Here is a 19,708-nt window from a genome sequence, read left to right as displayed (position 1 = left end):
GCCGGCAGAAACCGCGTCCCCATCCCCGCGACCGGAAAAATCGCCTTCGTTACCTTCTTGCGCATAAAGCCCTCAAACAATTCAAGTCACAGCCCCAACAGTCCCGGGTCTATCCTTGATTTCTAACCCTCATTCGGGAAAAATTTCAACTGTCCCGCATTCGAATGGGATTACATCGGCCCAAACCCGCCCGATTCACCTGTTCCGACGGAACAGATTGCCGATGGTCTGGAACACCAGATCAAAATCATAGCACATATTCTGATGCCGTTGATAAATCAGGTCGAGCCGCGCCTTGGCCGGCACGCAGATGCGGGAATAGACCGCGTCGGTCTCCTCCGGCGTGGCACAGCGCGCCAGCAGCGCCGCCTCGTGGCGGTGGTAGGTGATCGAGGCCAGCCCGGTGACCCCCGGGCGCGACCGCAGCACCTCTTTGTAAATCTCGGGATAGCGTTCGACATATTCGCGCAGGGGCGGACGCGGGCCGACGAAGCTGAGATCGCCCTTGATGATGTTCCAGAGCTGGGGGAATTCATCCAGCCGCTTCGATCTGAGCCAGGCGCCGGTGGGGGTGATCCGCGCCGCCTTGTCGCCGCCCGAGACGCCGGCATCCGCCTCCACCACCCGCATGGTCCTGAGCTTCCAGAGCTGGAAGGGCTGATCGGCCCCCCTCATCCGCTCGGCCACGTAGAAGACCGGCCGACCTTCCTTCCACAACAGCCAAAGCAAAAGCCCCAGCAGGATGGGACCCAGGATCACCACCAGCAGGGTGGCGAAGAAAAGATCGAAAAGCCGTTTGCTCCAGGTCATCGCCCGCCTCTCACCCTGCCCGATCCTGCGCCAGGTCGCGCCATTCGGCAACCAGGCTTGCAGCCGTGGCCGGGACCAACGGCAGCCGCCCGCACAGCCCTGTCACATCCAGCGCCACCTGCGCAATGGCGCCGTCGGCCGCCGGCCGCGGCACCCAGGCCAGCCCGGCGGCATCGAGCAGCGCCCCCATCTCCACCATTCCCGGTGCCGCGATATTGAGCAGACCCGGCAGATCCGGGGTCAGGCAGAGCCGCTCCAGCACCCGGGCCAGGGTCACCGGCCCGATATAGCTGCGCCGCGGCGTGCGCCCGTCGGCGAAACGGTCGAGCGTGAAGCCGGGCCGCCAGCCGCCCAGGATGGCATCCGCCCCGGCGATATTGCCGATCCTGAGCGAGGTGACCGGCACCCCGAGATCGCGGCCGAGATCGGCGGCGCGCGCCTCCATCGCCGCCTTGGCGCGGCCGTAGTCGCTGACAGGCCTCGGCGGGGTGGTTTCGGCCAGGAGCCCCCCCTGCGCGCCATAAACCGCTGCGGATGAGGCCAGAAGCACCGGCACGCCGAGCCCGGCCCCGATCCGCACCGCCGCCAGCCCAAGGTCGATATTGGCGGCCATGTCATCACCCGGCCGCAGGCTCGTGGGCGTCATCCCGGCGAGCCCCAGCACCGCCGCAACCTCGCCCCGCAGCCGGTCCAACAGCAGGGGCTCGGCCAGCGGATCGCCGATCAGCCAACCGGCCCCGTCCTGCCGCCCCGGCGCCGGCCGCGCCTGCCAGATCCCGCGCCCCTCGGGCCAGCATCGGCGCAGGATCGACCCGATCCGCCCGCTGGCGCCCAGAACCAGAATCCGCGCAAAGCCCATGCGACATCCTTCCTAACGGTTGACCGCCCCCCGGGGGGCAGTATCTTGCGGCCCGGAAATTGCAATATTTTTCCGGTAACGGATTCTTTCAGGAATAGGCCCAAGGCAGATGCGCAAAGCTCTCACCCTCCTCGTGATCCTCGGCCTCGCCGGCCTGACCGGCGCCTGCGCCAAGGGCCGCCTCCCCGGCGGCGCGCCCGTGCGCGAAGAGGTGCTGAACCGAGCTTCGGACGAAAGCCCGGAATTCGCCGTCTACGAGGTCTCCCGCGCCTTCCTGCCCACCGCGGCGCAATGGCCGATCCCCGAGGATGGCAAGCCGCTGAGCTGGATCGGCTCCAGCCGCGGGCCCTCGACCCAGATCATCCGCCCCGGTGACCGGCTGGACATCCGCATCTGGGACAGCAGCGACAATTCGCTGCTGACCACCACCACCCAGAAGGAGACCCAGCTCGATCAGATCAAGGTCTCCTCGGACGGGACCATCTTCATGCCCTATGTCGGCGAGATCACCGTCGCCGGGCAGACCCCGGAGCTGGCCCGCACCGATCTGCAAAGCGCGCTGGAGGCGATCGTGCCCTCGGCGCAGGTGCAGCTGAACCTGTCGGAAGGCCGGGCCAATTCGGTCGACCTGGTCGGCGGCGTCGGCAATCCCGGCAGCTATCCGATGCCCGACCGCAATTACACCGTGCTCAGCCTGCTGGCCGCCGCCGGCGGCGTCAAGGACAGCCTGCTGAACCCGCAGATCCGGCTGATGCGCGGCAGCGCGCTCTATGGCACCTCGGTCACGACCCTGCTGGCCAACCCCGGGCTCGACACCCGGCTGCAGGGCGGCGACCGTGTCTTCGTCGAGGAGGACAAGCGCTATTTCCTCTCCTTCGGGGCGGCGGGCTCCGAGGCGCTGCACCGCTTCACCAAGGAACAGGTCTCGGCGATGGATGCGGTGTCGATCATGGGCGGGGTGAACGACGGCAAGGCCGACCCGCAGGGGCTGCTGATCCTGCGCGAATACCCCGCCTCGGCGATGCGGCCGGGCACCCGCGGGCCGCGCCAGCAGCGGGTGGTCTTCACCCTCAACCTGACCTCGGCCGACGGGCTGTTCTCGGCCCGCAAGTTCCAGATCCAGCCGGGCGACCTGGTGGTGGCCACCGAATCGCCGATCAACGATGCTCTGACCATCTCGAACATCGTCGGCAACTTCTTCGGTGTCTTCAGCCGCGCCGGCAACGTATTGAACTGATCCCCCTACCGGGCGGCGCGCCGCGCCGCCTGGATCGCCAGGAAATCGTCGAGATACTGGTAATTGGCCGGTACCTCGCCGCCCGGTCCCGGCAACACCGCCGCCGGCGAGAACAGGAATCCCAGATACCAGGGTCGGCTGTCCAGCGCGATCTGCTCCGGGCCGGGACGCGATTGCTCCAGGCCAAAGCTGGCGCCGCGGACCCCGTATCGCCGGAAGATCTCTTCACTGCGCAACAGGAAATGGTCGATATACCAGTCCCGCGTCCGGAAGAAGTCATCCCATTCCGCCTGCGACACCTTCCGCCCGGCGCAACCGGGCTGCAGGCCGAAGATGTCACAGATCAGATAGGCATGAGTGAGCCGGTTCGGATCGCGCCCCCAGCGGGCGGCGAAGTCCCGCCCCAGCCGGTCCCCCTCGCGCAATGCCTTGCGCATGCGCCAGATGAAGCTCAGTTCGGTCACGATCACCGGCTTGTCGGTCGCCTTGCTCACGAAGGCCAGCGTCTTGTCGATCTGATCGAGGGTCTGCACATGCGTGTGCAGATCGATGCCATCGACATAATCCGTCCCTGCCGCCCAGGCCAGAAGTTGCCGCGCCGCCGGTTCGGCCCGCATCTCCTGCGTGTGCAGCCGGGTGAAGGAGCCGACATAGATGTCGACCCGGTCGCGCAAGCCCCGCTGGCGCAGATAGCTGTCCACATGTTCGGTTACCCGCTGATAGAAGACCACCAGCGGGATCGCTCCGCCCCAGGCCGGATCCGGCTTCTGGTCCTTTTCCAAGGTGTTGACGAAGGGTTCGTTGCCGGTGGTGATGATCCGCACGGAAGGCGCCAAACGATCCAGAATTTTAGTGTCTAAAAAGGCAAAAAGCTCAGATTCGCGCGCCGATCCCGGGCGTGGCAGCCGTTCTTTCAATTCCTTGAAGTCCCACATCAGATTAAGAATCGCACTTCGATCCTGAGCCGCAGCGGTATAAGCGCTCCAATCCGAGAGCTGCCATTTCTGTGACTTCTGCCCTGGGTGGCGTGGCTCAGTGTAGCGCAGAACGTCGGCCGAGGCGCGGATCCAATCGGTTCCGGTGCGGGCCAGCAGAGCGGGGTCCAGCTGGTCCGGCCGCCGGTTGACGTTGACGCCCAGAAATTCCTCCAGCTCGATGCAACGGCGATAGGTATAATGGCTGTCCCCCGATATCCGGCCGCCATCGCAGCGACGTGGCCGGGCCACCGCCTCGCAGCTCTGGCCGCGATGCACCCAGCGGGCGGAATAGAACAGCGCCTGGGCCCCCTCGCCCAGCGTCGCGCCGTCAAGCCGGCAGGAGGCCTCGGCCCGCGCCCTCTGCGGCAGCGCCGGCAGGGTCAGGAGCAGCCCCGCCAGGAAAAGTGTCAGGATTCGTCCGATCCGCATGTCATCCTCCGCGCGTCGATCGCTTCGCGCGGAGTATGCCCCGTTGCGCGACCGGCGACTATTCCAGAAGTCCGGCCAGATAGGCGCCGTAATCGTTCTTGGCGAACATCGCCGCCCGCGCCGCCAAGGCCTCGGCGCTGATCCAGCCCTGGTTAAAGGCGATCTCCTCGGGGCAGCCGGCCTGCAGCCCCTGGCGTTCCTCCAGGGTGCGGACGAAATTGCCGGCATCAAGCAGCGAGGCATGCGTCCCGGTGTCGAGCCAGGCATAGCCGCGCCCCATGGTCTCCACCTGCAACAGACCCTCTTCCAGATACATGCCCAGAAGCGTGGTGATCTCCAGCTCGCCCCGCGCCGAGGGGGTCACCCGGCGGGCGCGATCGGGCGCGGAACCGTCGAGGAAATAGAGCCCGGTTACCGCATAGTTCGACGGCGGCACCGAGGGTTTCTCGATGATCTCGCGCACCGCACCACCCGCGTCGAAGGCCACCACGCCATAGCGTTCGGGATCGGCCACGTGATAGCCGAAGACGGTGCCGCCCTGCCCCTGCGCATCGGCCCGCGCCATCATCTCAGGCAGCCCGTGGCCGAAGAAGATATTGTCGCCCAGCACCATGGCCGAGGGGGCGCCCGCCAAGAACGCCTCGGCCAGGATATAGGCCTGCGCCAGCCCGTCCGGGCTCGGCTGTTCGACATAGGTCAGCGAGACGCCCCATTGGCTGCCGTCGCCGAGGGTGCGCTTGAACTGATCCTGATCCTGCGGCGTGGTGATCACGCAGATCTCGCGGATGCCGGCCAGCATCAGCACCGAGAGCGGATAATAGATCATCGGCTTGTCATAGATCGGCAGGAGCTGTTTCGACAGCCCCATGGTGATCGGGTAAAGCCGGGTGCCGGATCCCCCGGCCAGGATGATGCCCTTGCGGTTGGTCATCTCAAATCTCTCCCAGATCATGCAGGATATCATGCAGCCCCTGCCGCCAGTCCGGGCGGGAGAGACCGAAAACAGGCTCTAACAAGGAACAACCGAGCCGCGAATTCAGCGGCCGCACCGCCGGGGTCGGGTAATCGGTGGTGGGGATATCGACCACTTCGCAGGCGATGCCGGCCTGGGCGAATGTTTCGCGTGCGAAACCTGCCCAGCTGGTGTCGGGGCTGCCGGCGAAATGATAAATGCCGGATTTCTCAGGCTCGGTTATCAGGGTTTCGGCGATCCGGACGCAGGCCGCGGCGATGGCGCGGGCCGGCGTCGGGCCACCGATCTGATCGGCGACCACGCTGATCCGGTCGCGGCTCTTGCCGAGCCGCAGCATGGTCTTGACGAAATTGCTGCCATGCGCCGAGACCACCCAGGAGGTGCGCAGCACCGCATGAGGCCCCGCCGCCGCCATCACCTGCCGCTCGCCGGCCAGCTTGCTGCGGCCATAGGCGTTGAGCGGCCCGGTCGGATCCGCGGGGGTCCAGGGCGCCGTGCCCGAGCCGTCGAAGACGTAATCGGTCGAGATCTGGACAAAGGGGATGCCCATGTCGGCGCAGGTCCGCGCCATGGTGCCCGGGGTGGCGGCATTGATCAGATGCGCCAGCGCCGGCTCGCTCTCGGCCCGGTCGACGGCGGTATAGGCGGCGGCATTGATCACCGCCCGCGGGCCATAGCGGCGGATCGCCGCGTCGCAGGCCTCGGGCGCGGTTAGATCGGCCTCCGCCCGGGGCAGGCAGAGCACATCGGGGAAACCGGCCAATTCGCGCGCCACCTGGCCGCTCTGGCCGAAAACGAGAAGGGTCATGCCTTTACTCCCAGTCTTTCGCCGACGCCCTGACGGCTCTGCAGTGCCCGCCACCAGCTCTCGTTTTCCAGATACCAGTCCACCGTCTTCTCCAACCCCTCTTCCACCGTGACCGAGGGCCGCCAGCCCAGTTCGGCGCGGATGCGGCTGGGGTCGATGGCATAGCGCGCGTCATGGCCCGGCCGGTCGGTGACGAAGGTGATCTGATCGGCATAGGAGCCGTCGGGCTTCGGCCGCTTGCGGTCGAGAATGGCGCAGAGCGTCTGCACCAGCTCCAGATTGGTCCGCTCGTTCTCGCCACCGATGTTATAGGAGCGCCCCAGTTCACCCTTCTCGACCACCAGCAGCAGCGCCGCGGCGTGATCTTCGACATAGAGCCAGTCGCGGATGTTCGAGCCGTCGCCATAGATCGGCAGCGGTTGGCCCGCCAGCGCGTTGAGGATGATCACCGGGATCAGCTTTTCGGGGAAGTGATAGGGGCCGTAGTTGTTGGAACAATTGGTCAGCACCACCGGCAGCCCATAGGTCTCATGCCAGGCGCGGACCAGGTGATCCGAGCTCGCCTTCGAGGCCGAATAGGGCGAGCGCGGATCGTAAGGTGTCTCTTCGGTGAACTTGACCGATCTATCGGCGGGCAGCGAGCCAAAGACCTCGTCGGTGGAGATATGGTGGAAGCGGAAGCTCTCCGGCTTGCCCTGCTCCAGCCAGTATTTCCGCGCCGCCTCCAGCATGTTGTAGGTGCCGGTGATATTGGTCTCGATGAAATCTCCCGGCCCGTCGATCGAGCGGTCGACATGGGATTCGGCGGCCAGATGCATCACCGCCCCGGGGGCATGTTCGGCAAAGACCCGATCCAGCGCGGCGCGGTCGCGGATATCGGCGCGCACGAAGGTATAGGCCGCGCTGTCCGCCACGCTCGCCACATTGTCGAGGCAGGCGGCATAGGTCAGCGCATCGAGGTTGATCACCTCATGCCCACGCGCCACCGCCAGCCGCACCACGGCGGATCCGATGAAACCGGCGCCGCCGGTGACCAATATTTTCAAGCCCATTGCATGCTCCCTGCCCTTCAAAGCGGCATTCCGCCAATCCGGCGCCATCTGGCGCCGATCTGTGTCGGCGAAAGTTTGACGGGTCATCTCCTCAGGTTAGAGTATAGTTAGGTCCAGAAGGGCCGGGTAATTTAAGGACGGCATTCAAATGATCAAATGCGTTATGCTCAATGACAAGATCCGCTATTTCTCCGAACATGTCGTGCACAATATCTCCTATAATGAGGACGGCGAGTTAGTCTTGGCCTACCAGGATCTTCAAGGCCAGACCGCCTGGGCAAAGATCAAGGAATTCATGGTGGTGAAGACCGGCGTATGGCTTCGATAAAGGCCGCATTCCCGCCTAGCCTTCCCAGGCGAAAGGGCTGACGAAATCGGCGAAGGGGAGTGCGGCGGCATCCTTGTCCGACAGCACCGGATCACCGGACAGCCCCCAGTCGATGCCACAGCTGTCCCAGCGCACCGCGCCGTCGCACTCGGGGGCGTAGTAATCGGTGCATTTATAGCAGATCTCGGTCTCGGGCGCCCGGGTGACAAAGCCATGCAGGAAGCCCTTGGGCACCAGCAGCTGCTTGCCGTTCTCAGCGCTCAGCTCCAGTCCGAACCACTGACCATAGGTCGGGCTGCCGCGGCGGATATCGACCGCCACGTCGTAAAGCGCGCCGCGACCGCAGCGTACCAGCTTGTCCTGAGCATGGGGCGGCGCCTGATAATGCAGCCCGCGGATGGTGCCCACCTGCGCCGACAGCGAATGGTTGTCCTGCACGAAATCCAGCGCGATTCCCTGCCCGTCCAGCGTCTTCCGATTCCAGCTTTCGGAAAAGAACCCGCGCGCGTCGCCGAAGCGACGCGGGGTGAGAACCAGAAGCCCCGGAATCGGGGTGGGGTCGATCTGCATGGCTGTCCCTCGCTACCTGTCGCCGTCCTCTTGCGGGCACGGCCCGGGCGAAAGGGGGGGCGCGCCCTCAGGCAGCGCTCTCCCGCTGCCATGGTTGTGTTCGATACATATCGAAGGCGACCAGAATGTGGTAGAAGGTCGACGCTGGCATGGTATCGGACAGCAGCGCGCCGTCACAGTGGCGCTTGTCATACCAGCCGCCGGCCACCGGCCCCTCGAGATAGTCGCGCCACAGCATGTCGAGCACCAGATCCGGCTGCGCCTCGGACGGGAGTTCCTGCCCCCGGCGAGTCAGCGCGATGCTGGCCTTCAGAAATTCGGTCTGCGGCCAGAAGCGGCGCGTCTCGACCCGGGGCTGCGACCGGTCGGGCAAGGCCCCCGCCGCATCCCGCGCCGCCAGCACCTGATCGAAGATCCGCATCAGATCGACGCCGCTGTCGCAGCCGCTGACGGTTTCGAACCGGTCGAGCAGATAGACCCATTCGGCCATATGCCCCGGCTCCACCGCCTGGCCCTCGGCCACCGGCCCCCAGTCGGCGGTGAAATATTCCAGCACGATGCCGTCAGGCTGCAGGAAGACCTCGCGGAAAAGACCCAGCGCCTCCTGCGCCATGTCGAGAAAGCGCGGCTCACCGGTCGCCTCGTAAAGCGCGGTCGAGCATTCGAACATATGCATATGGGGGTTCTGCCGCCGCCGGCCGTCGCCACCCGCGGCCTCGGCGCTTTCCCACCAGCCGCGTGGCGCCTTGAGCCGCGCCAGCGCCTGTTCCAGCTGCGCCAGTTCCGCGCCGATCTCCCCCCCGGCGCCGATCAGCGCCGAGGCCGCCAGCAGCATGAAGGCGATGTCATAGAGATCATGCGGCGCGGTGCGAATGCTGCAGTCCGGGTTGAGAAGCCCCGCCAGATGGCCGGTCTCCGGGTCGATCCCCTTGGTCATCGCGAAGCGGAACAGGGTTTCGGCCTTCTCCATCAGATCCGGCAGATGCGGCGCCTGATCGGCGGCGGAGGCGAAGCAATAGGCCTGACGCGCCTGAACCCGCAGCCGCCGGGGGCAGTCCTGTCGCGGCTCACCGCCATGATCCAGCACTTCCCAAACAGTGCCTGTCCGGGCATCCCAGCCCGCCTGCGACCACAGGGGCAAGGCCTGCTGCCCAATCCAATGACTAATGAGTTCCGGTGTTTTCCCAAGCACGCGTCAATCTTTCTTTGAAATATGTAATAATCATGCAGTTACGGCAAATCCGCTGGTCGCAAGGATAGCCGCGATTTCCTCCTGCTGCAAATCTGGAAGGACCGGTCGGCGGCCAAATGCCGGCACTAATACGCCCCGGCTGCGCGTTTTTTCACCCAACCCAGAAAAGCCGCGTCCGGGCTGCGCAACTTCGGCGCCCCCGAGCGCGCCCAGACGCCGCGCCAGTCTGCCTCCAGCGCATAGACGTCCCAGCCGGGCATGATGTCGCGCGCCTGTTCCAGCGCCCGTTCGCTCAGCCGCGGGGGCGTGGCCGGCGCCTCGACCAGCCGGTCGCGGGCGGCGAAGCGGATCAGATCGCCGTCGAGCTCCTCCATGGTGTAATCGGGCAGATGGCCGGCCACGATCATGTCGCGCAGCATCTTGCGAAACACCCGCCGCGGGCTGGCGGAGCCGGATTTCTTCAGCAGCGTCTCGACCGAGATCACCCACTCCGGCTGGCGGCCGCAATGCTTGCGGGCAAGCTCATAGATGCGCCGCTCCAGCGGTTTGCGCAGTCGGAAGTAATCGCGGGAGAGCGTCAGCACCGATTTCGACAGCACCGCCCGATAGAGCCAGTCGCTGAGCGTGACCGAGACCGAGACCATGCGGCCGCCGCGGCTCTTGCGCACGATCTCCCAAGCTTCGATCATGCCGAAGCCGCTGGTCACCTCATGGTCGCCGGTGACGATATTGGTGGTGATCCTGGTGCCCGCCAGCCGCTCGAAAGCCTCGCGCAGCCGGCGATAAGCATCGCCGCTGGTCTCCCGGTTGGTGGCGATCAGAAGGTCATGCGCCTTGAGATAGACCGTCCGACTGACCTGCCGCCCGGCGTTCAGCGCCGCCATCAGCTGGCTGATGCAGAAGATCAGGATGTCCTTGTCGTGGATCGTCGCCAGCCCCTTGACGCTGGGGGTCACGGTGATCTCCACCCCGTTGTGGGCGTAATTCAGGATGCGCTGATCCGGCCGCGTCGACAGCGAGAACAACGGATGTTCCATGCTGGCGATGTCGTCCTTGGGGATCGCGTCGAAGATATCGCAGAGGAAAAAATCACCCTGCCGGTGGCGGTCAGGCAGCAGGCTGCCCGCCCCGTTCACTGTCACACTGCTCATGGTCGGTATCCGACTCGTTATCGTGGTTTCGATGACACCCAGCCTAAAGTTATCCACAAGCTGTCGCAACGGGGGTTCGGAATCGCTTGATCGGGGGTTCAGAGTCGGATCATCGTGGGTTCAGAGTCACCCCATCTCCGACAAATGCCAAAAATTCCTTTGCAACCAGTTGGTTATCTGCAAGGCTTCTAGCCTGTAACTTATATATAACACAGATCTAACTAGAAAAAAATTTCAGACCGCCCAGATTTCCCCCCAAAGCGCCGGGTCCCACCCACTGAATTTGCTGAGAAAATCACGACGTGTTCGCCTTTTCCTTCCATGTGATGTCTTTTGTGGTATCATGAGAAAAACAAAGCACATCGAGCGGATTCATGGTCAAGGACAGCACCCCTCTGCCCCCCTATTTCAACATCGATCCCGACGCGGCGATGGAGGAACTGGACCAGCCCACCGGCACCGGAGGCTTCGCCGCCATCGCCACGGCCTGCGCCCGCGGGCGCGCCGATCTGGCCAGTCGCGGGCTGAACGAAGACGGCCGCAAGAGGCTGCGGCTGTTCTCCACCTGGGAGATCACCCGCTATCTGATCCCCGTGGCGAGCGCCCATTTCCGCCGGGTGCTGAAGCAGAACCCCGAGCTGCCCCAGGGCACCAGCGAGACCGAGGGCGGCGCCAAGTGGTTCACCCTGGACGAGGTGCTGCGGCTCAGGGCCTTCTTCGCGGCGCAAGGATCGAAGGCCAAGAACTACCTGCCCTACCGCCCCGAGGGGCTGCCGGCAAAGCTGGTGGCCGTCGCCAACTTCAAGGGTGGCGTCGGCAAGACCTCGACCGCGGCGCATCTGGCGATGTCGGCGGCGCTCGACGGCTACAAGGTGCTGGTGATCGACCTCGACAGCCAGGGCTCGATGACCTCGATCTTCGGCGGAAGGGTCGAGGATGAATGGCAGACTGCCTTCCCGCTCCTGGCGCGGCATTACGGCGAACATCTGCGCGCCGACAACCAGCGCCGGCTTGACCGGGGCGAGGCGCCGCAGCCGCTCGACGACACGCTCTCGGCGGCGCTGGATATGACCTCGAGCGATGTGATCCAATCCACCCATTGGCCCAATATCGACCTGATCGGGGCGCAGCTGAACCTCTATTGGGCGGAGTTCCAAATTCCCGTCTGGCGAATGCAGGCGCGCGGCTGGAAGCTCTGGGACGCGCTGACCGACCGGCTGGAAGCCGACGGGGTGCTCGACCGCTATGACCTGATCTTCATCGATACGCCGCCGGCGCTGGGGTATCTGACGATCAACGGGCTGGCCGCCGCCGATATCCTGCTGGTGCCCTTCGGCGCCTCCTTCCTGGAATTCGATTCGACGGGGCGTTTCTTCGACATGTTGCATTCCACCTTCGCCAGCATCGAGGAGGGCGAGAATATCGCCGCCCGCGCGCTGGGGCGGCCGGGGCTCGCCTTCGAATGGGATGCGGTGAGAGCGGTGATCACCCGCTTCGACGGCGCCCAGCAGGGCGAGCTCTCGGCGCTGATCCAGGCCTATCTCGGTCGCACACTGTCGCCCCATCGGCAGGATTTCACCGCGCTGATCGGTCAGGCGGGCGAACAGGTCTCGGGCATCTACGAGGCCGATTATCGCGACTTCAACCGCGAGACCTATGCCCGTGGCCGCGAGACCTTCGACGAGACCTATGCCGCCTTCAAGCGCCTGCTTCTGGGCGTCTGGCGGCGGGAGGAGCTGGAGGCCGCGCGCGCCGCTGAGCCCGGCTTAACCCCGGCATGAGACAGAGCCCGCAGCAACAGGGCCGGCAAGGAGAGCAGAGATGGCCAAACGCAGACGACTGACCCCGGCGCAGCCCGGCTATCTTGAGGTCGAACCGGCCGCGCGGCCGGCGGCACTGTCGCCCTCGTTGTCCACCTCCACCCCGGCGCCGACCGCGCCGCCCATCGCTCAGGTCAGCGGCGATGCCGCCGCCCGCGCCGCGTTGGAGGAGCTGGCCGCCGAGATGGAGACCGCCCGGGCCCAGGGGCTGATGCTGGAGCGGCTGCCGCTCGGGGTGATCGAGGCCACCCATCTGGTGCGCGACCGTCTGGTGCAGGACGAGGACGAGATGGAGGCGCTGATGGCGAGCCTCGAGGCGCGCGGCCAGCAGACCCCGATCGAGGTGATGCGCCTGCCGGCGCCGCAGGGGGGCAAGACCTTCGGCCTGATCTCGGGCTGGCGCCGGCTGACGGCGCTGAACAGGCTCTATGACAGGACGAAAGACGCTCGATTCGGTTTCGTTCGCGCCCTGGTGGTCGATCCCGACAGCGCCTCGGACGCCTATGTGGCGATGGTCGAGGAAAACGAGATCCGGGTGAACCTGAGCTTTTACGAACGCGCCCGGATCGCCACCCGCGCGGTGGAGGAAGGGGTCTATCCCGACGCCCGCGCCGCGCTGCGCGCGCTCTACGGCTCGGTGACCCGGTCGAAACGCTCGAAGATCGGCAGCTTCATGGTGCTGGTCGAGGCCTTGGATCCGGTGCTGCGCCATCCGACCGCGATCTCGGAAAAGCTCGGCCTGGCGCTGGTCAAAGCGCTGGAGGCCGACCCGGGGTTTGAGGTGCGGCTGGCCGCCGATCTCAATGCCGCCGCGGCAGAGACCGCGGCGGAGGAGATCGCCATCCTCTCGGCGGCCCTGGCACGGCCGGAACCTGAGATCGCCTCCCCTGCCCTCTCCGCTCCTGATGCGGACTCTGCGCCGGAGTTGGAAGACTCTATTGCCGCGATCCCCGCCCCTGCCCGGCCGCGTCTGCGCAGCCTCGATGATCTGCCTGCCGCCGGCGAAAGGGTCACCCAGCCCGCCGCTGCGGGTGTCCGGCTGAGTTTCACCGCCGATCGGAACCGGATCGAACTGACCGGCCCGGGGGTGGATGCGGCGCTGATGGAGGCGCTGCAGGACTGGCTGCGCCAGCGCTGAGACGTTTCGCACGCGAAACATCAGAGCCTGATATCAGAGTCTTTTGCGGCAAAATGAACGCCGCCTCCGACGGGATCGGGGGCGGCGTTTTGGGTCTTCCGCGCCGGTTCTCATGTTTCGCGCGCGAAACATTCGCCACGGAACACGGCGGGATCAGATCTTGTAATAGTCCCTGTACCAGTCGACGAAGCGCTGGATGCCCTCGGGCACCGGGACCTTCGGCGCATAGCCGGTGAGCTCGGTGAGCAGCCGGGTATCGGCCCAGGTGGCGGGCACGTCGCCGGGCTGCATCGGATGCATCACCTTCTCGGCCTCGCGGCCGCAGGCGGCCTCGATGGCGGCGATGTAATCGAGCAGCTTGGTCGGCCGGCTGCCGCCGATATTGACGATGCGGAAGGGGGCGACCGGGCTGAGGCTGTCGTGTTCCGAGACCGGCACATCGCCCGGCACCGCCGCTGTCAGCCCGAGGATGCCGTCGACCAGATCGTCGATATAGGTGAAGTCGCGCTGCATCTGGCCGTGGTTATAGACGTCGATCGGCCGGCCTTCGAGAATGGCGCGGGTGAATTTGAAATGCGCCATGTCGGGCCGGCCCCAGGGCCCGTAGACGGTGAAGAAGCGGAACATGGTGGTGGGCAGGCGATAGAGATGGGCATAGGAATGCGCCATCGCCTCGGTCGCCTTCTTGGTGGCGGCGTAGAAGGACATCTGGGTGTCGGCTTTGTCGCGCTCGCCATAGGGCATATCCGCGTTGGCGCCATAGACCGAGGAGGTCGAGGCCAGCAGCAGATGCGCCGGCGGATGGGCGCGGGCGGCCTCCAACAGCTCGAAGGTGCCGATCAGATTGGCCTCGACATAGTCGCGCGGCGCCTCGATCGAATGGCGCACCCCGGCTTGCGCGGCCAGGTGGATCACCAGATCGAAGCGATTGTCCTGGAACAGAGCCTTTAACCGGCCCGGATCCTCCAGCCGTCCGATGACGGGAGCGAAGTTCGGATCGGGGGCCAGAAGCGCATGGCGGCGCTTCTTCAGCTCGACATCGTAGTAATCGGACAGGCAATCGAGCCCGGTGACCCGCCAGCCTTCGGAAAGCAGCCGGGCGCTGAGGTGATAGCCGATGAAGCCGGCCGAGCCGGTGATGAGGGCATTGCGCATGGCGCCTTGGTGGCGCAGCGGCGGCGCGCTGTCAAACGGCTTTGGCGGGGCAGGGCGCCAGGCGTTGGCCTGGGGGAATCGAGCAAGAGATTTGACCGGGGGATTTGACTCCGCCCCGCTTTTATGAGCTTTCGAGAAGACAGCGGGCCTGAGGCGGCCCCGGACGTGCAGGCAAGGACGACGACACCGTGACGGCAAGCAATACCCCGGCAGCGACGCAGGCTCCTTTGTGTCTGGTGGCCGTGGTGGTCACCTACAATCGGCTCGAGAAGCTGAAAGACACCATCGCGCGCCTGCTGGAGAGCCCCGAGACGGAGCTGCAGGCGCTGGTCGTGGTCGACAATGTCTCGACCGACGGCACCGGCGCCTGGCTGGCGGAGCAGGACGATCCCCGGTTGGTGGTGCTGGCGAGCGCCCGGAACCTCGGCGGCGCCGGCGGCTTCGAATGGGGCATGCGCGAGGCGGTGGCGCGGTTCGATCCCGACTGGCTGGTGGTGATGGATGATGATGCCCGCCCCGAGCCCGGCGCCCTTGCGGCCTTCAGGGCGATGGACAAACGCGGGATCGATGCGGTGGCGGCGGCGGTCTATTTCCCCGGCGGCGCCATCTGCGAGATGAACCGGCCCTCGCGCAACCCCTTCTGGCACGGGCGGGAATTCCTGCGCACGGTCTTCGCCGGGCGCGGCGGCTTTCATATCGCGCCGAGGGATTACCGCGGCGCCGGCCGGCTGGTCGATGTGTCGTCCTTCGTCGGGCTCTTCGTGTCGCGGGCGGCGGTGGCGCGGGTCGGCTATCCCGATGGCCGGCTCTTTGTCTATGGCGAGGACGGGCTTTATACCCTGGGCCTCAGCAAGGCGGGGGGGCGGATTCGCTTTGCCCCCGAGATCCGCTTCGAACATGATTGCTCCACCTTCGAGGCGCGGCCGGGGCAGTTCCGCCCCTTGTGGAAGGTCTATTATTACCACCGCAACCTGCTGTTTCTCTATCGCATGGCGGCGGGCTGGATGTTCTGGCCGGCGATGCTGCTGATCCTGCCGAAATGGCTGATGAAGCTGCGCAACCACCCGGGCGAGCGGGGCGCCTTCCTGCGGCTGCTGGGCTGGGCGATCCGCGACGGGCTGAGGGGCCGGGTCGACCGCCCCCATGCCGAGGTGCTGGCTGCGGCCGGCTAGCGGTTCAGAATGTCGCGATGATAGCGGCCCATCAGGATCAGCCCCAGGGTCAGCAGCGCGAGCGACACCCCCAGAACATAGAGATGGCTGACATAGGTGGCCGGATAGGTCGGGTAGAAACCGGATCGCATCAGCCCGGTGATATGCAACAGTGGATTGAACCAGAGGATTTTTTGGGCCAGGGGCGGCATGCTGTCGTAGAGGAAGAAGACGCCCGAGGCGATGAATAGCGGCCGGGTGAGGATCGACCAGGTGATTTCCCAGATCGGGAAGAGACCGACCAGAACACAATTCAGTGTGCCGACTGCCAACCCCAGCAACATAGTGAGGGCCATCGCCTCGATCACTGGGGGCAGGCTGACGACGGATTGATGGGACAGGGCCACCAGAATGCCTGTGATCAGGAGGATGGTGACCAAGGTATCGGTCAGGGCGTTCAGGATGAAGCGGGCCAGGACCGCGTCGAGCCAGGTCACCGAGGGATATTGCAACAAGGGTTTTGAGAAGCTGATCGACCTCGCAATCTTGTTGGCCAGACTCTGATACATGCTGAAGGGCATATAGCCGGTAGCGTAGAATAGTAGGAAGCTGGTACCCAGAGGTGGGGTGCGCACCACCAGCGAAAAGCCGATGGACAGGACCAGGATGGCCCCCAGGGGTTCGAGGATCGCCCAGGCATAGCCACCGGGGGTGCGCCCGTAGGTGGTCGACATCTCACGCAGGATCAACGCCAATGTCGTGCGCAGGGTGGCGAGCCGATGTGGGCCATATTGGGCAGGCGGTGGGGTCTGTGGGGCCGGGGCCGGCTGAATGGCCATGAAAAACGTTCCGATGCTGGCGTTTACAGTCGCGTTTATGTAAGCAAACGGAAATGATTTCAAACGGCTTCGCGCCGGGTGGGCAGCCATGACTGACAAGATTTCTTCTGCCGGGGCTGAGCAGGCCGAGGCCAAGACACGGAGTTTGATGCTGGAGGACGACGAGAGTACCGAACTGGAGGGGGTCGGCAATGCCGGCCGCGGCCGGGGGGGCAAGAAGGCACTGCGCAACAAGGCTGGGGGCCGGCGAGCCGGTCTGGCGCCGATCCGGGTGATGCCGATCGCGCAGCCGGCCAGGATGAAGCACCGCCATTGGGGCTTGCTCGCCAGCTTCGGCATCGTGGTGTTGCTGCCGTTGATTGCGGTGGTTCTCTATCTTTGGATCGTGGCGCAGGATCAGTATCTCTCGACCACCGGTTTCACCGTGCGGGGCCAGGAAAGTGGCGGTGCCACCGAGCTTTTGGGCGGTCTGGCGCAACTCACCGGTGGCAGCACCGCCTCGGACAGTGATATCCTTTACGAATTCATCCAGAGCCAGGAGATGGTCGACATCGTCAATGCCGAGGTCGATATCCGGGCGCAATATTCCAAGCCCTGGCCTGGGGATTGGGTCTTCGCGATCTGGCCGGATGCCTCGAAGGAGGATCTGCTGTGGTACTGGCAGCGGATCGTCAGCATTTCCTATGATTCAGGCACCGGTTTGATCGAGGTGCAGGCGCGCGGCTTCAATCCTGATGCGGCCAAGGCGATCACCTCAGTGATCCTGCGGGAAAGCCAGGACCGCATCAACCGGCTGAACGATCAGGCGCGCGAGGATGCGATGCGCTATGCTCAGGCCGATCTGGACGAGGCGATCACCCGGTTGAAGGGCGCACGCGAGGCGCTGACCCGGTTCCGCACCCGCACCCGGATCGTCGACCCGGCCGCCGATATCCAGGGCCGTATGGGGGTGATGAACAACCTGCAGCAGCAATTGGCCTCGGCCCTGGTCGAATATGATCTGCTGCGTGAAACCGCCAGCGACAACGATCCGCGGCTGACCAAGGCGCAGCAGCTGATCGACGTGATCCGCGAACGCATCCGGATCGAGCGGCAGACCTTCACCAGCGACAATACCGACACTGGCGCGGTGGGCGAGGATTACCCCTCGCTGATCTCGGAGTTCGAAAGCCTGAGCGTCGATCTGCAATATGCCGAGGAGACCTATCGCGCCGCGCTGACCGCGCTGCAGGTGGCGCGCGACGATGCCGCCCGGCAAAGCCGCTATCTGGCGACCTATATCAAGCCGACCTTGGCGCAGGATTCCGAATATCCCAACCGGCCGCTGGTCGCGGGGTTGGCCGGGCTGTTCCTGCTGCTGCTCTGGTCGATCGGCGCGCTGATCTATTATTCGATCCGGGATCGCAGCTGAGCGGGAGGCGCCGGGCATGATCCGCTTCGAAAATCTGACCAAGAGCTTCCGCCTGAAGGGCGAGCGCAAGGTGGTGATCGATCACCTGAGCCTGACGCTGCCGACGGGGCGGTCGCTGGCGCTCCTGGGGCGCAACGGGGCGGGGAAATCGACCTTGCTGCAGATGATCGCCGGCACCATGCGGCCCGATTCAGGACGCGTTGTCAGCGATGGGTCGATCTCCTGGCCGGTGGGCTTCGCCGGCTCGTTTCACCGCGAATTGACCGGGGCGGAGAATGTGCGCTTCATCGCCCGCATCTACGGGGTGGATACCGACGGGCTCCTGGCCTTCGTCGAGGATTTCGCCGAGCTTGGCAAATTCTTCCACATGCCGGTGCGCAGCTATTCCTCGGGGATGCGCTCGCGGCTGACTTTCGGCGCCTCGATGGGGATCCATTTCGACACCTATCTGGTCGACGAGGTCACCGCCACCGGTGACGCCGCCTTCCGGCGCAAGAGCCAGGCGGTTTTCGCCGACCGGATGCAGACCTCGAGCGCGATCATGGTCAACCACTCGATGGGCCAGGTGCGGGAATTCTGCGATTCCGGACTGGTGCTGGAAAACGGCCAGGTGCAATATTTCGATGACCTCGAGGAGGCCATCGAGGTGCATGAGGCGATCATGGCGGTCTGAGGGGTCAGGCCAGCCGTTTTTCCCAATAGTCGCGGGTGGTGAGTTCGCGGTAGCCGCTGCGATACGAGGCCTTGATCTCGTCATAGCGGCGCAGGAATTCCCGCAGCGTCTTGGTCATCTCCCAGCAGATCGCTAAGAATTCGCGCTTGGACTGGCGCACCGTATAGCATTTGTCGCGGGCGGTGTTCAGATAGGTGATCTCGGCGGCGCCGAAGGCGGGGAAGACGATGCCGCGTTGGCCGATGCCGAGGACGATCTTGTCCCAGCGCTTGGCCGAGAAGGGCACCAGATGGCCGTTCAGGGTATATTTGCCCAGCCGTTCGCGATGGCGGCGCGATCTCAGCGTCAGCCGTTTCTTTTCCGTCAGCGCCTGCGGCTCGATCTCCTGCCAGACCTCGGTCTTCATCATCTCCTTGATGGTGGCGCGGCGGGCGGCCATGTCGATATTCTCGTCGAAGAATTGCGGCCCGGTCATCACGTCCCGCCAGGCCAGCAACTGGGCGCGGGCGGAGTCGTAATGCAGCCGCAGCAGGCTGCGCATGATGAAGCGGATCGCCACCTTGGCGGTGCCCAGCGGGCTGCGCCCCAGATCATCTGAGACGAGATGGTGGATCAGGTGGTTGCGCAGGTCGAGATAGAGCGTCTGAGCGCTTTCCTTTTCCGAGAAATCTTCCTGGAAGGAGACCACGCCGTTGAGCGTGTAGATGCGGAAATCGTTCATCAGCGAAAAGCTGATGTCATCGCCGCGCACGAAGAAGGGGAAGGGGTGATGTTTCACCTCGGCGATGGTGAAGGCGAAGAACCACCAGCCGCCATAGAAGGTCGCCTGCGGCTTGCGCGCGCTGTCGTGCTCCATGCCGAAGACCGCGTCACGGTTGCGCAGGTCGGTGCCGCAATAGAGCGGATGGCAGGAGCCGTCGAACCAGGCGCCGTTCTCCCACATCGCCCATTTGTGGGTATTGTTGATCATGGCGCCGGCCAGCGCGGTCTTGGGATCGCGCGCCAGCATCAGGAAGACATAGGCGCGGGCGATGTTCTCCATGTGGAAGGAGGCATCGTCATCCATGAACAGGCAATGGGTGACGATGGCTCCTTCCACATGGGGGACATCGCCCATTTGTGGGTATTGTTGATC

At 65.0% G+C, this 19,708-nt stretch carries 18 protein-coding genes and 1 pseudogene; 7 read left to right on the top strand and 12 right to left on the bottom strand.

Going from position 1 to position 19,708, the window contains the following annotated elements; translation table 11 throughout:
- Positions 1-195 precede the first annotated feature (195 nt).
- Both ACN0V4_RS20690 and ACN0V4_RS20685 read right to left on the bottom strand, forming a co-directional pair.
- Positions 196-810, bottom strand: coding sequence for a sugar transferase (locus tag ACN0V4_RS20690; RefSeq protein WP_417679673.1), 615 nt, complete (start codon positions 808-810; stop codon positions 196-198).
- A gap of 10 nt (positions 811-820) precedes the next feature.
- Complete coding sequence (locus tag ACN0V4_RS20685; RefSeq protein ID WP_417679671.1) at positions 821-1,669, bottom strand: NAD-dependent epimerase/dehydratase family protein; 849 nt, start codon at positions 1,667-1,669, stop codon at positions 821-823.
- A 109-nt stretch (positions 1,670-1,778) separates the two neighbouring features.
- Here ACN0V4_RS20685 and ACN0V4_RS20680 point away from each other — a divergent pair, with 109 nt between their 5' ends.
- Positions 1,779-2,906 carry a polysaccharide biosynthesis/export family protein gene (locus ACN0V4_RS20680; RefSeq protein WP_417679669.1) on the top strand — a complete coding sequence of 376 codons (1,128 nt, stop codon included), beginning with the start codon at positions 1,779-1,781 and terminating at the stop codon, positions 2,904-2,906.
- Between the two features lie 5 nt (positions 2,907-2,911).
- Here ACN0V4_RS20680 and ACN0V4_RS20675 read toward each other — a convergent pair whose 3' ends face one another.
- Genes ACN0V4_RS20675 through rfbB form a run of 4 tightly spaced genes read right to left on the bottom strand, consistent with a single transcriptional unit; the run spans position 2,912 to position 7,139 of the window.
- Positions 2,912-4,312: a hypothetical protein gene (locus ACN0V4_RS20675; RefSeq protein ID WP_417679667.1), complete on the bottom strand. Its 1,401-nt coding sequence runs from the start codon at positions 4,310-4,312 to the stop codon at positions 2,912-2,914.
- Positions 4,313-4,370: 58 nt separating this feature from the next.
- Positions 4,371-5,243: a glucose-1-phosphate thymidylyltransferase RfbA gene (gene rfbA, locus ACN0V4_RS20670; protein WP_417679665.1), complete on the bottom strand. Its 873-nt coding sequence runs from the start codon at positions 5,241-5,243 to the stop codon at positions 4,371-4,373.
- Position 5,244: 1 nt separating this feature from the next.
- Entirely contained in the window at positions 5,245-6,093 is an 849-nt protein-coding gene (rfbD, locus tag ACN0V4_RS20665) for a dTDP-4-dehydrorhamnose reductase (protein ID WP_417679663.1), read from the bottom strand.
- Positions 6,090-7,139: a dTDP-glucose 4,6-dehydratase gene (gene rfbB, locus ACN0V4_RS20660; protein WP_417679675.1), complete on the bottom strand. Its 1,050-nt coding sequence runs from the start codon at positions 7,137-7,139 to the stop codon at positions 6,090-6,092. The genes rfbD and rfbB overlap by 4 nt, the downstream gene beginning before the upstream one ends.
- 154 nt (positions 7,140-7,293) lie before the next feature.
- On the opposite strand from rfbB, the gene ACN0V4_RS20655 reads away from it, so the two are divergent.
- Positions 7,294-7,473 carry a hypothetical protein gene (locus tag ACN0V4_RS20655; protein ID WP_417679661.1) on the top strand — a complete coding sequence of 60 codons (180 nt, stop codon included), beginning with the start codon at positions 7,294-7,296 and terminating at the stop codon, positions 7,471-7,473.
- A 15-nt stretch (positions 7,474-7,488) separates the two neighbouring features.
- On the opposite strand, the gene rfbC is transcribed toward ACN0V4_RS20655, so the two are convergent.
- From rfbC to ACN0V4_RS20640, 3 genes are all read right to left on the bottom strand, one after another.
- The gene (gene rfbC / locus ACN0V4_RS20650) at positions 7,489-8,043 is read right to left on the bottom strand and encodes a dTDP-4-dehydrorhamnose 3,5-epimerase (protein ID WP_417679659.1); all 555 of its coding nucleotides are present in this window, start codon (positions 8,041-8,043) and stop codon (positions 7,489-7,491) included.
- Between the two features lie 67 nt (positions 8,044-8,110).
- The gene (locus ACN0V4_RS20645; protein ID WP_417679657.1) at positions 8,111-9,184 is read right to left on the bottom strand and encodes an AGE family epimerase/isomerase; all 1,074 of its coding nucleotides are present in this window, start codon (positions 9,182-9,184) and stop codon (positions 8,111-8,113) included.
- Between the two features lie 176 nt (positions 9,185-9,360).
- Positions 9,361-10,386 carry a replication initiator protein A gene (locus ACN0V4_RS20640; protein ID WP_417679655.1) on the bottom strand — a complete coding sequence of 342 codons (1,026 nt, stop codon included), beginning with the start codon at positions 10,384-10,386 and terminating at the stop codon, positions 9,361-9,363.
- A 374-nt stretch (positions 10,387-10,760) separates the two neighbouring features.
- Between ACN0V4_RS20640 and ACN0V4_RS20635 the strand changes: the two genes are divergently transcribed.
- Together ACN0V4_RS20635 and ACN0V4_RS20630 are read left to right on the top strand one after the other, a co-directional pair.
- Positions 10,761-12,167, top strand: a complete 1,407-nt coding sequence (locus tag ACN0V4_RS20635) for an AAA family ATPase (protein ID WP_417679653.1) — start codon at positions 10,761-10,763, stop codon at positions 12,165-12,167.
- 40 nt (positions 12,168-12,207) lie between these two features.
- Entirely contained in the window at positions 12,208-13,344 is a 1,137-nt protein-coding gene (locus tag ACN0V4_RS20630; protein ID WP_417679651.1) for a ParB/RepB/Spo0J family partition protein, read from the top strand.
- 153 nt (positions 13,345-13,497) lie between these two features.
- On the opposite strand, the gene ACN0V4_RS20625 is transcribed toward ACN0V4_RS20630, so the two are convergent.
- On the bottom strand, positions 13,498-14,499 hold the full coding sequence (locus ACN0V4_RS20625; RefSeq protein WP_417679649.1) for an NAD-dependent epimerase/dehydratase family protein: 1,002 nt from the start codon (positions 14,497-14,499) through the stop codon (positions 13,498-13,500).
- 188 nt (positions 14,500-14,687) lie between these two features.
- On the opposite strand from ACN0V4_RS20625, the gene ACN0V4_RS20620 reads away from it, so the two are divergent.
- On the top strand, positions 14,688-15,671 hold the full coding sequence (locus ACN0V4_RS20620; RefSeq protein WP_417679647.1) for a glycosyltransferase: 984 nt from the start codon (positions 14,688-14,690) through the stop codon (positions 15,669-15,671).
- Here ACN0V4_RS20620 and ACN0V4_RS20615 read toward each other — a convergent pair.
- Positions 15,668-16,489, bottom strand: coding sequence for an ABC transporter permease (locus tag ACN0V4_RS20615; RefSeq protein WP_417679645.1), 822 nt, complete (start codon positions 16,487-16,489; stop codon positions 15,668-15,670). The two genes, ACN0V4_RS20620 and ACN0V4_RS20615, sit on opposite strands and share 4 nt — an antisense overlap.
- Positions 16,490-16,577: 88 nt before the next feature.
- Between ACN0V4_RS20615 and ACN0V4_RS20610 the strand changes: the two genes are divergently transcribed.
- Positions 16,578-17,900 (top strand): sugar transporter, encoded by a 1,323-nt coding sequence (locus ACN0V4_RS20610; protein WP_417679643.1) that lies wholly within the window; start codon positions 16,578-16,580, stop codon positions 17,898-17,900.
- 16 nt (positions 17,901-17,916) lie between these two features.
- On the top strand, positions 17,917-18,573 hold the full coding sequence (locus tag ACN0V4_RS20605) for an ABC transporter ATP-binding protein (protein WP_417679641.1): 657 nt from the start codon (positions 17,917-17,919) through the stop codon (positions 18,571-18,573).
- A gap of 4 nt (positions 18,574-18,577) precedes the next feature.
- Here the strand turns inward: ACN0V4_RS20605 and ACN0V4_RS20600 are convergent.
- Positions 18,578-19,708: pseudogene (locus ACN0V4_RS20600) on the bottom strand (hypothetical protein); the annotation flags it as partial.

Source organism: Pseudodonghicola sp. (assembly GCF_048268305.1).
Lineage (GTDB): Bacteria > Pseudomonadota > Alphaproteobacteria > Rhodobacterales > Rhodobacteraceae > Pseudodonghicola.
The sequence above is the reverse complement of the archived record's forward strand: the minus strand, read 5'-3'. Positions and strand labels throughout refer to the sequence as shown.

Excerpts from the sequence above, each read along its gene's own strand:
- ACN0V4_RS20630 (WP_417679651.1), top strand. The coding sequence starts at position 12,208 with ATGGCCAAACGCAGACGACTGACCCCGGCGCAGCCCGGCTATCTTGAG.
- rfbD (WP_417679663.1), bottom strand. The coding sequence starts at position 6,093 with ATGACCCTTCTCGTTTTCGGCCAGAGCGGCCAGGTGGCGCGCGAATTG.
- ACN0V4_RS20635 (WP_417679653.1), top strand. The coding sequence starts at position 10,761 with ATGGTCAAGGACAGCACCCCTCTGCCCCCCTATTTCAACATCGATCCC.
- ACN0V4_RS20625 (WP_417679649.1), bottom strand. The coding sequence starts at position 14,499 with ATGCGCAATGCCCTCATCACCGGCTCGGCCGGCTTCATCGGCTATCAC.
- ACN0V4_RS20615 (WP_417679645.1), bottom strand. The coding sequence starts at position 16,489 with ATGGCCATTCAGCCGGCCCCGGCCCCACAGACCCCACCGCCTGCCCAA.
- rfbA (WP_417679665.1), bottom strand. The coding sequence starts at position 5,243 with ATGACCAACCGCAAGGGCATCATCCTGGCCGGGGGATCCGGCACCCGG.
- ACN0V4_RS20610 (WP_417679643.1), top strand. The coding sequence starts at position 16,578 with ATGACTGACAAGATTTCTTCTGCCGGGGCTGAGCAGGCCGAGGCCAAG.
- ACN0V4_RS20655 (WP_417679661.1), top strand. The coding sequence starts at position 7,294 with ATGATCAAATGCGTTATGCTCAATGACAAGATCCGCTATTTCTCCGAA.
- ACN0V4_RS20685 (WP_417679671.1), bottom strand. The coding sequence starts at position 1,669 with ATGGGCTTTGCGCGGATTCTGGTTCTGGGCGCCAGCGGGCGGATCGGG.
- ACN0V4_RS20640 (WP_417679655.1), bottom strand. The coding sequence starts at position 10,386 with ATGAGCAGTGTGACAGTGAACGGGGCGGGCAGCCTGCTGCCTGACCGC.
- ACN0V4_RS20605 (WP_417679641.1), top strand. The coding sequence starts at position 17,917 with ATGATCCGCTTCGAAAATCTGACCAAGAGCTTCCGCCTGAAGGGCGAG.
- ACN0V4_RS20680 (WP_417679669.1), top strand. The coding sequence starts at position 1,779 with ATGCGCAAAGCTCTCACCCTCCTCGTGATCCTCGGCCTCGCCGGCCTG.
- ACN0V4_RS20690 (WP_417679673.1), bottom strand. The coding sequence starts at position 810 with ATGACCTGGAGCAAACGGCTTTTCGATCTTTTCTTCGCCACCCTGCTG.
- ACN0V4_RS20675 (WP_417679667.1), bottom strand. The coding sequence starts at position 4,312 with ATGCGGATCGGACGAATCCTGACACTTTTCCTGGCGGGGCTGCTCCTG.
- rfbC (WP_417679659.1), bottom strand. The coding sequence starts at position 8,043 with ATGCAGATCGACCCCACCCCGATTCCGGGGCTTCTGGTTCTCACCCCG.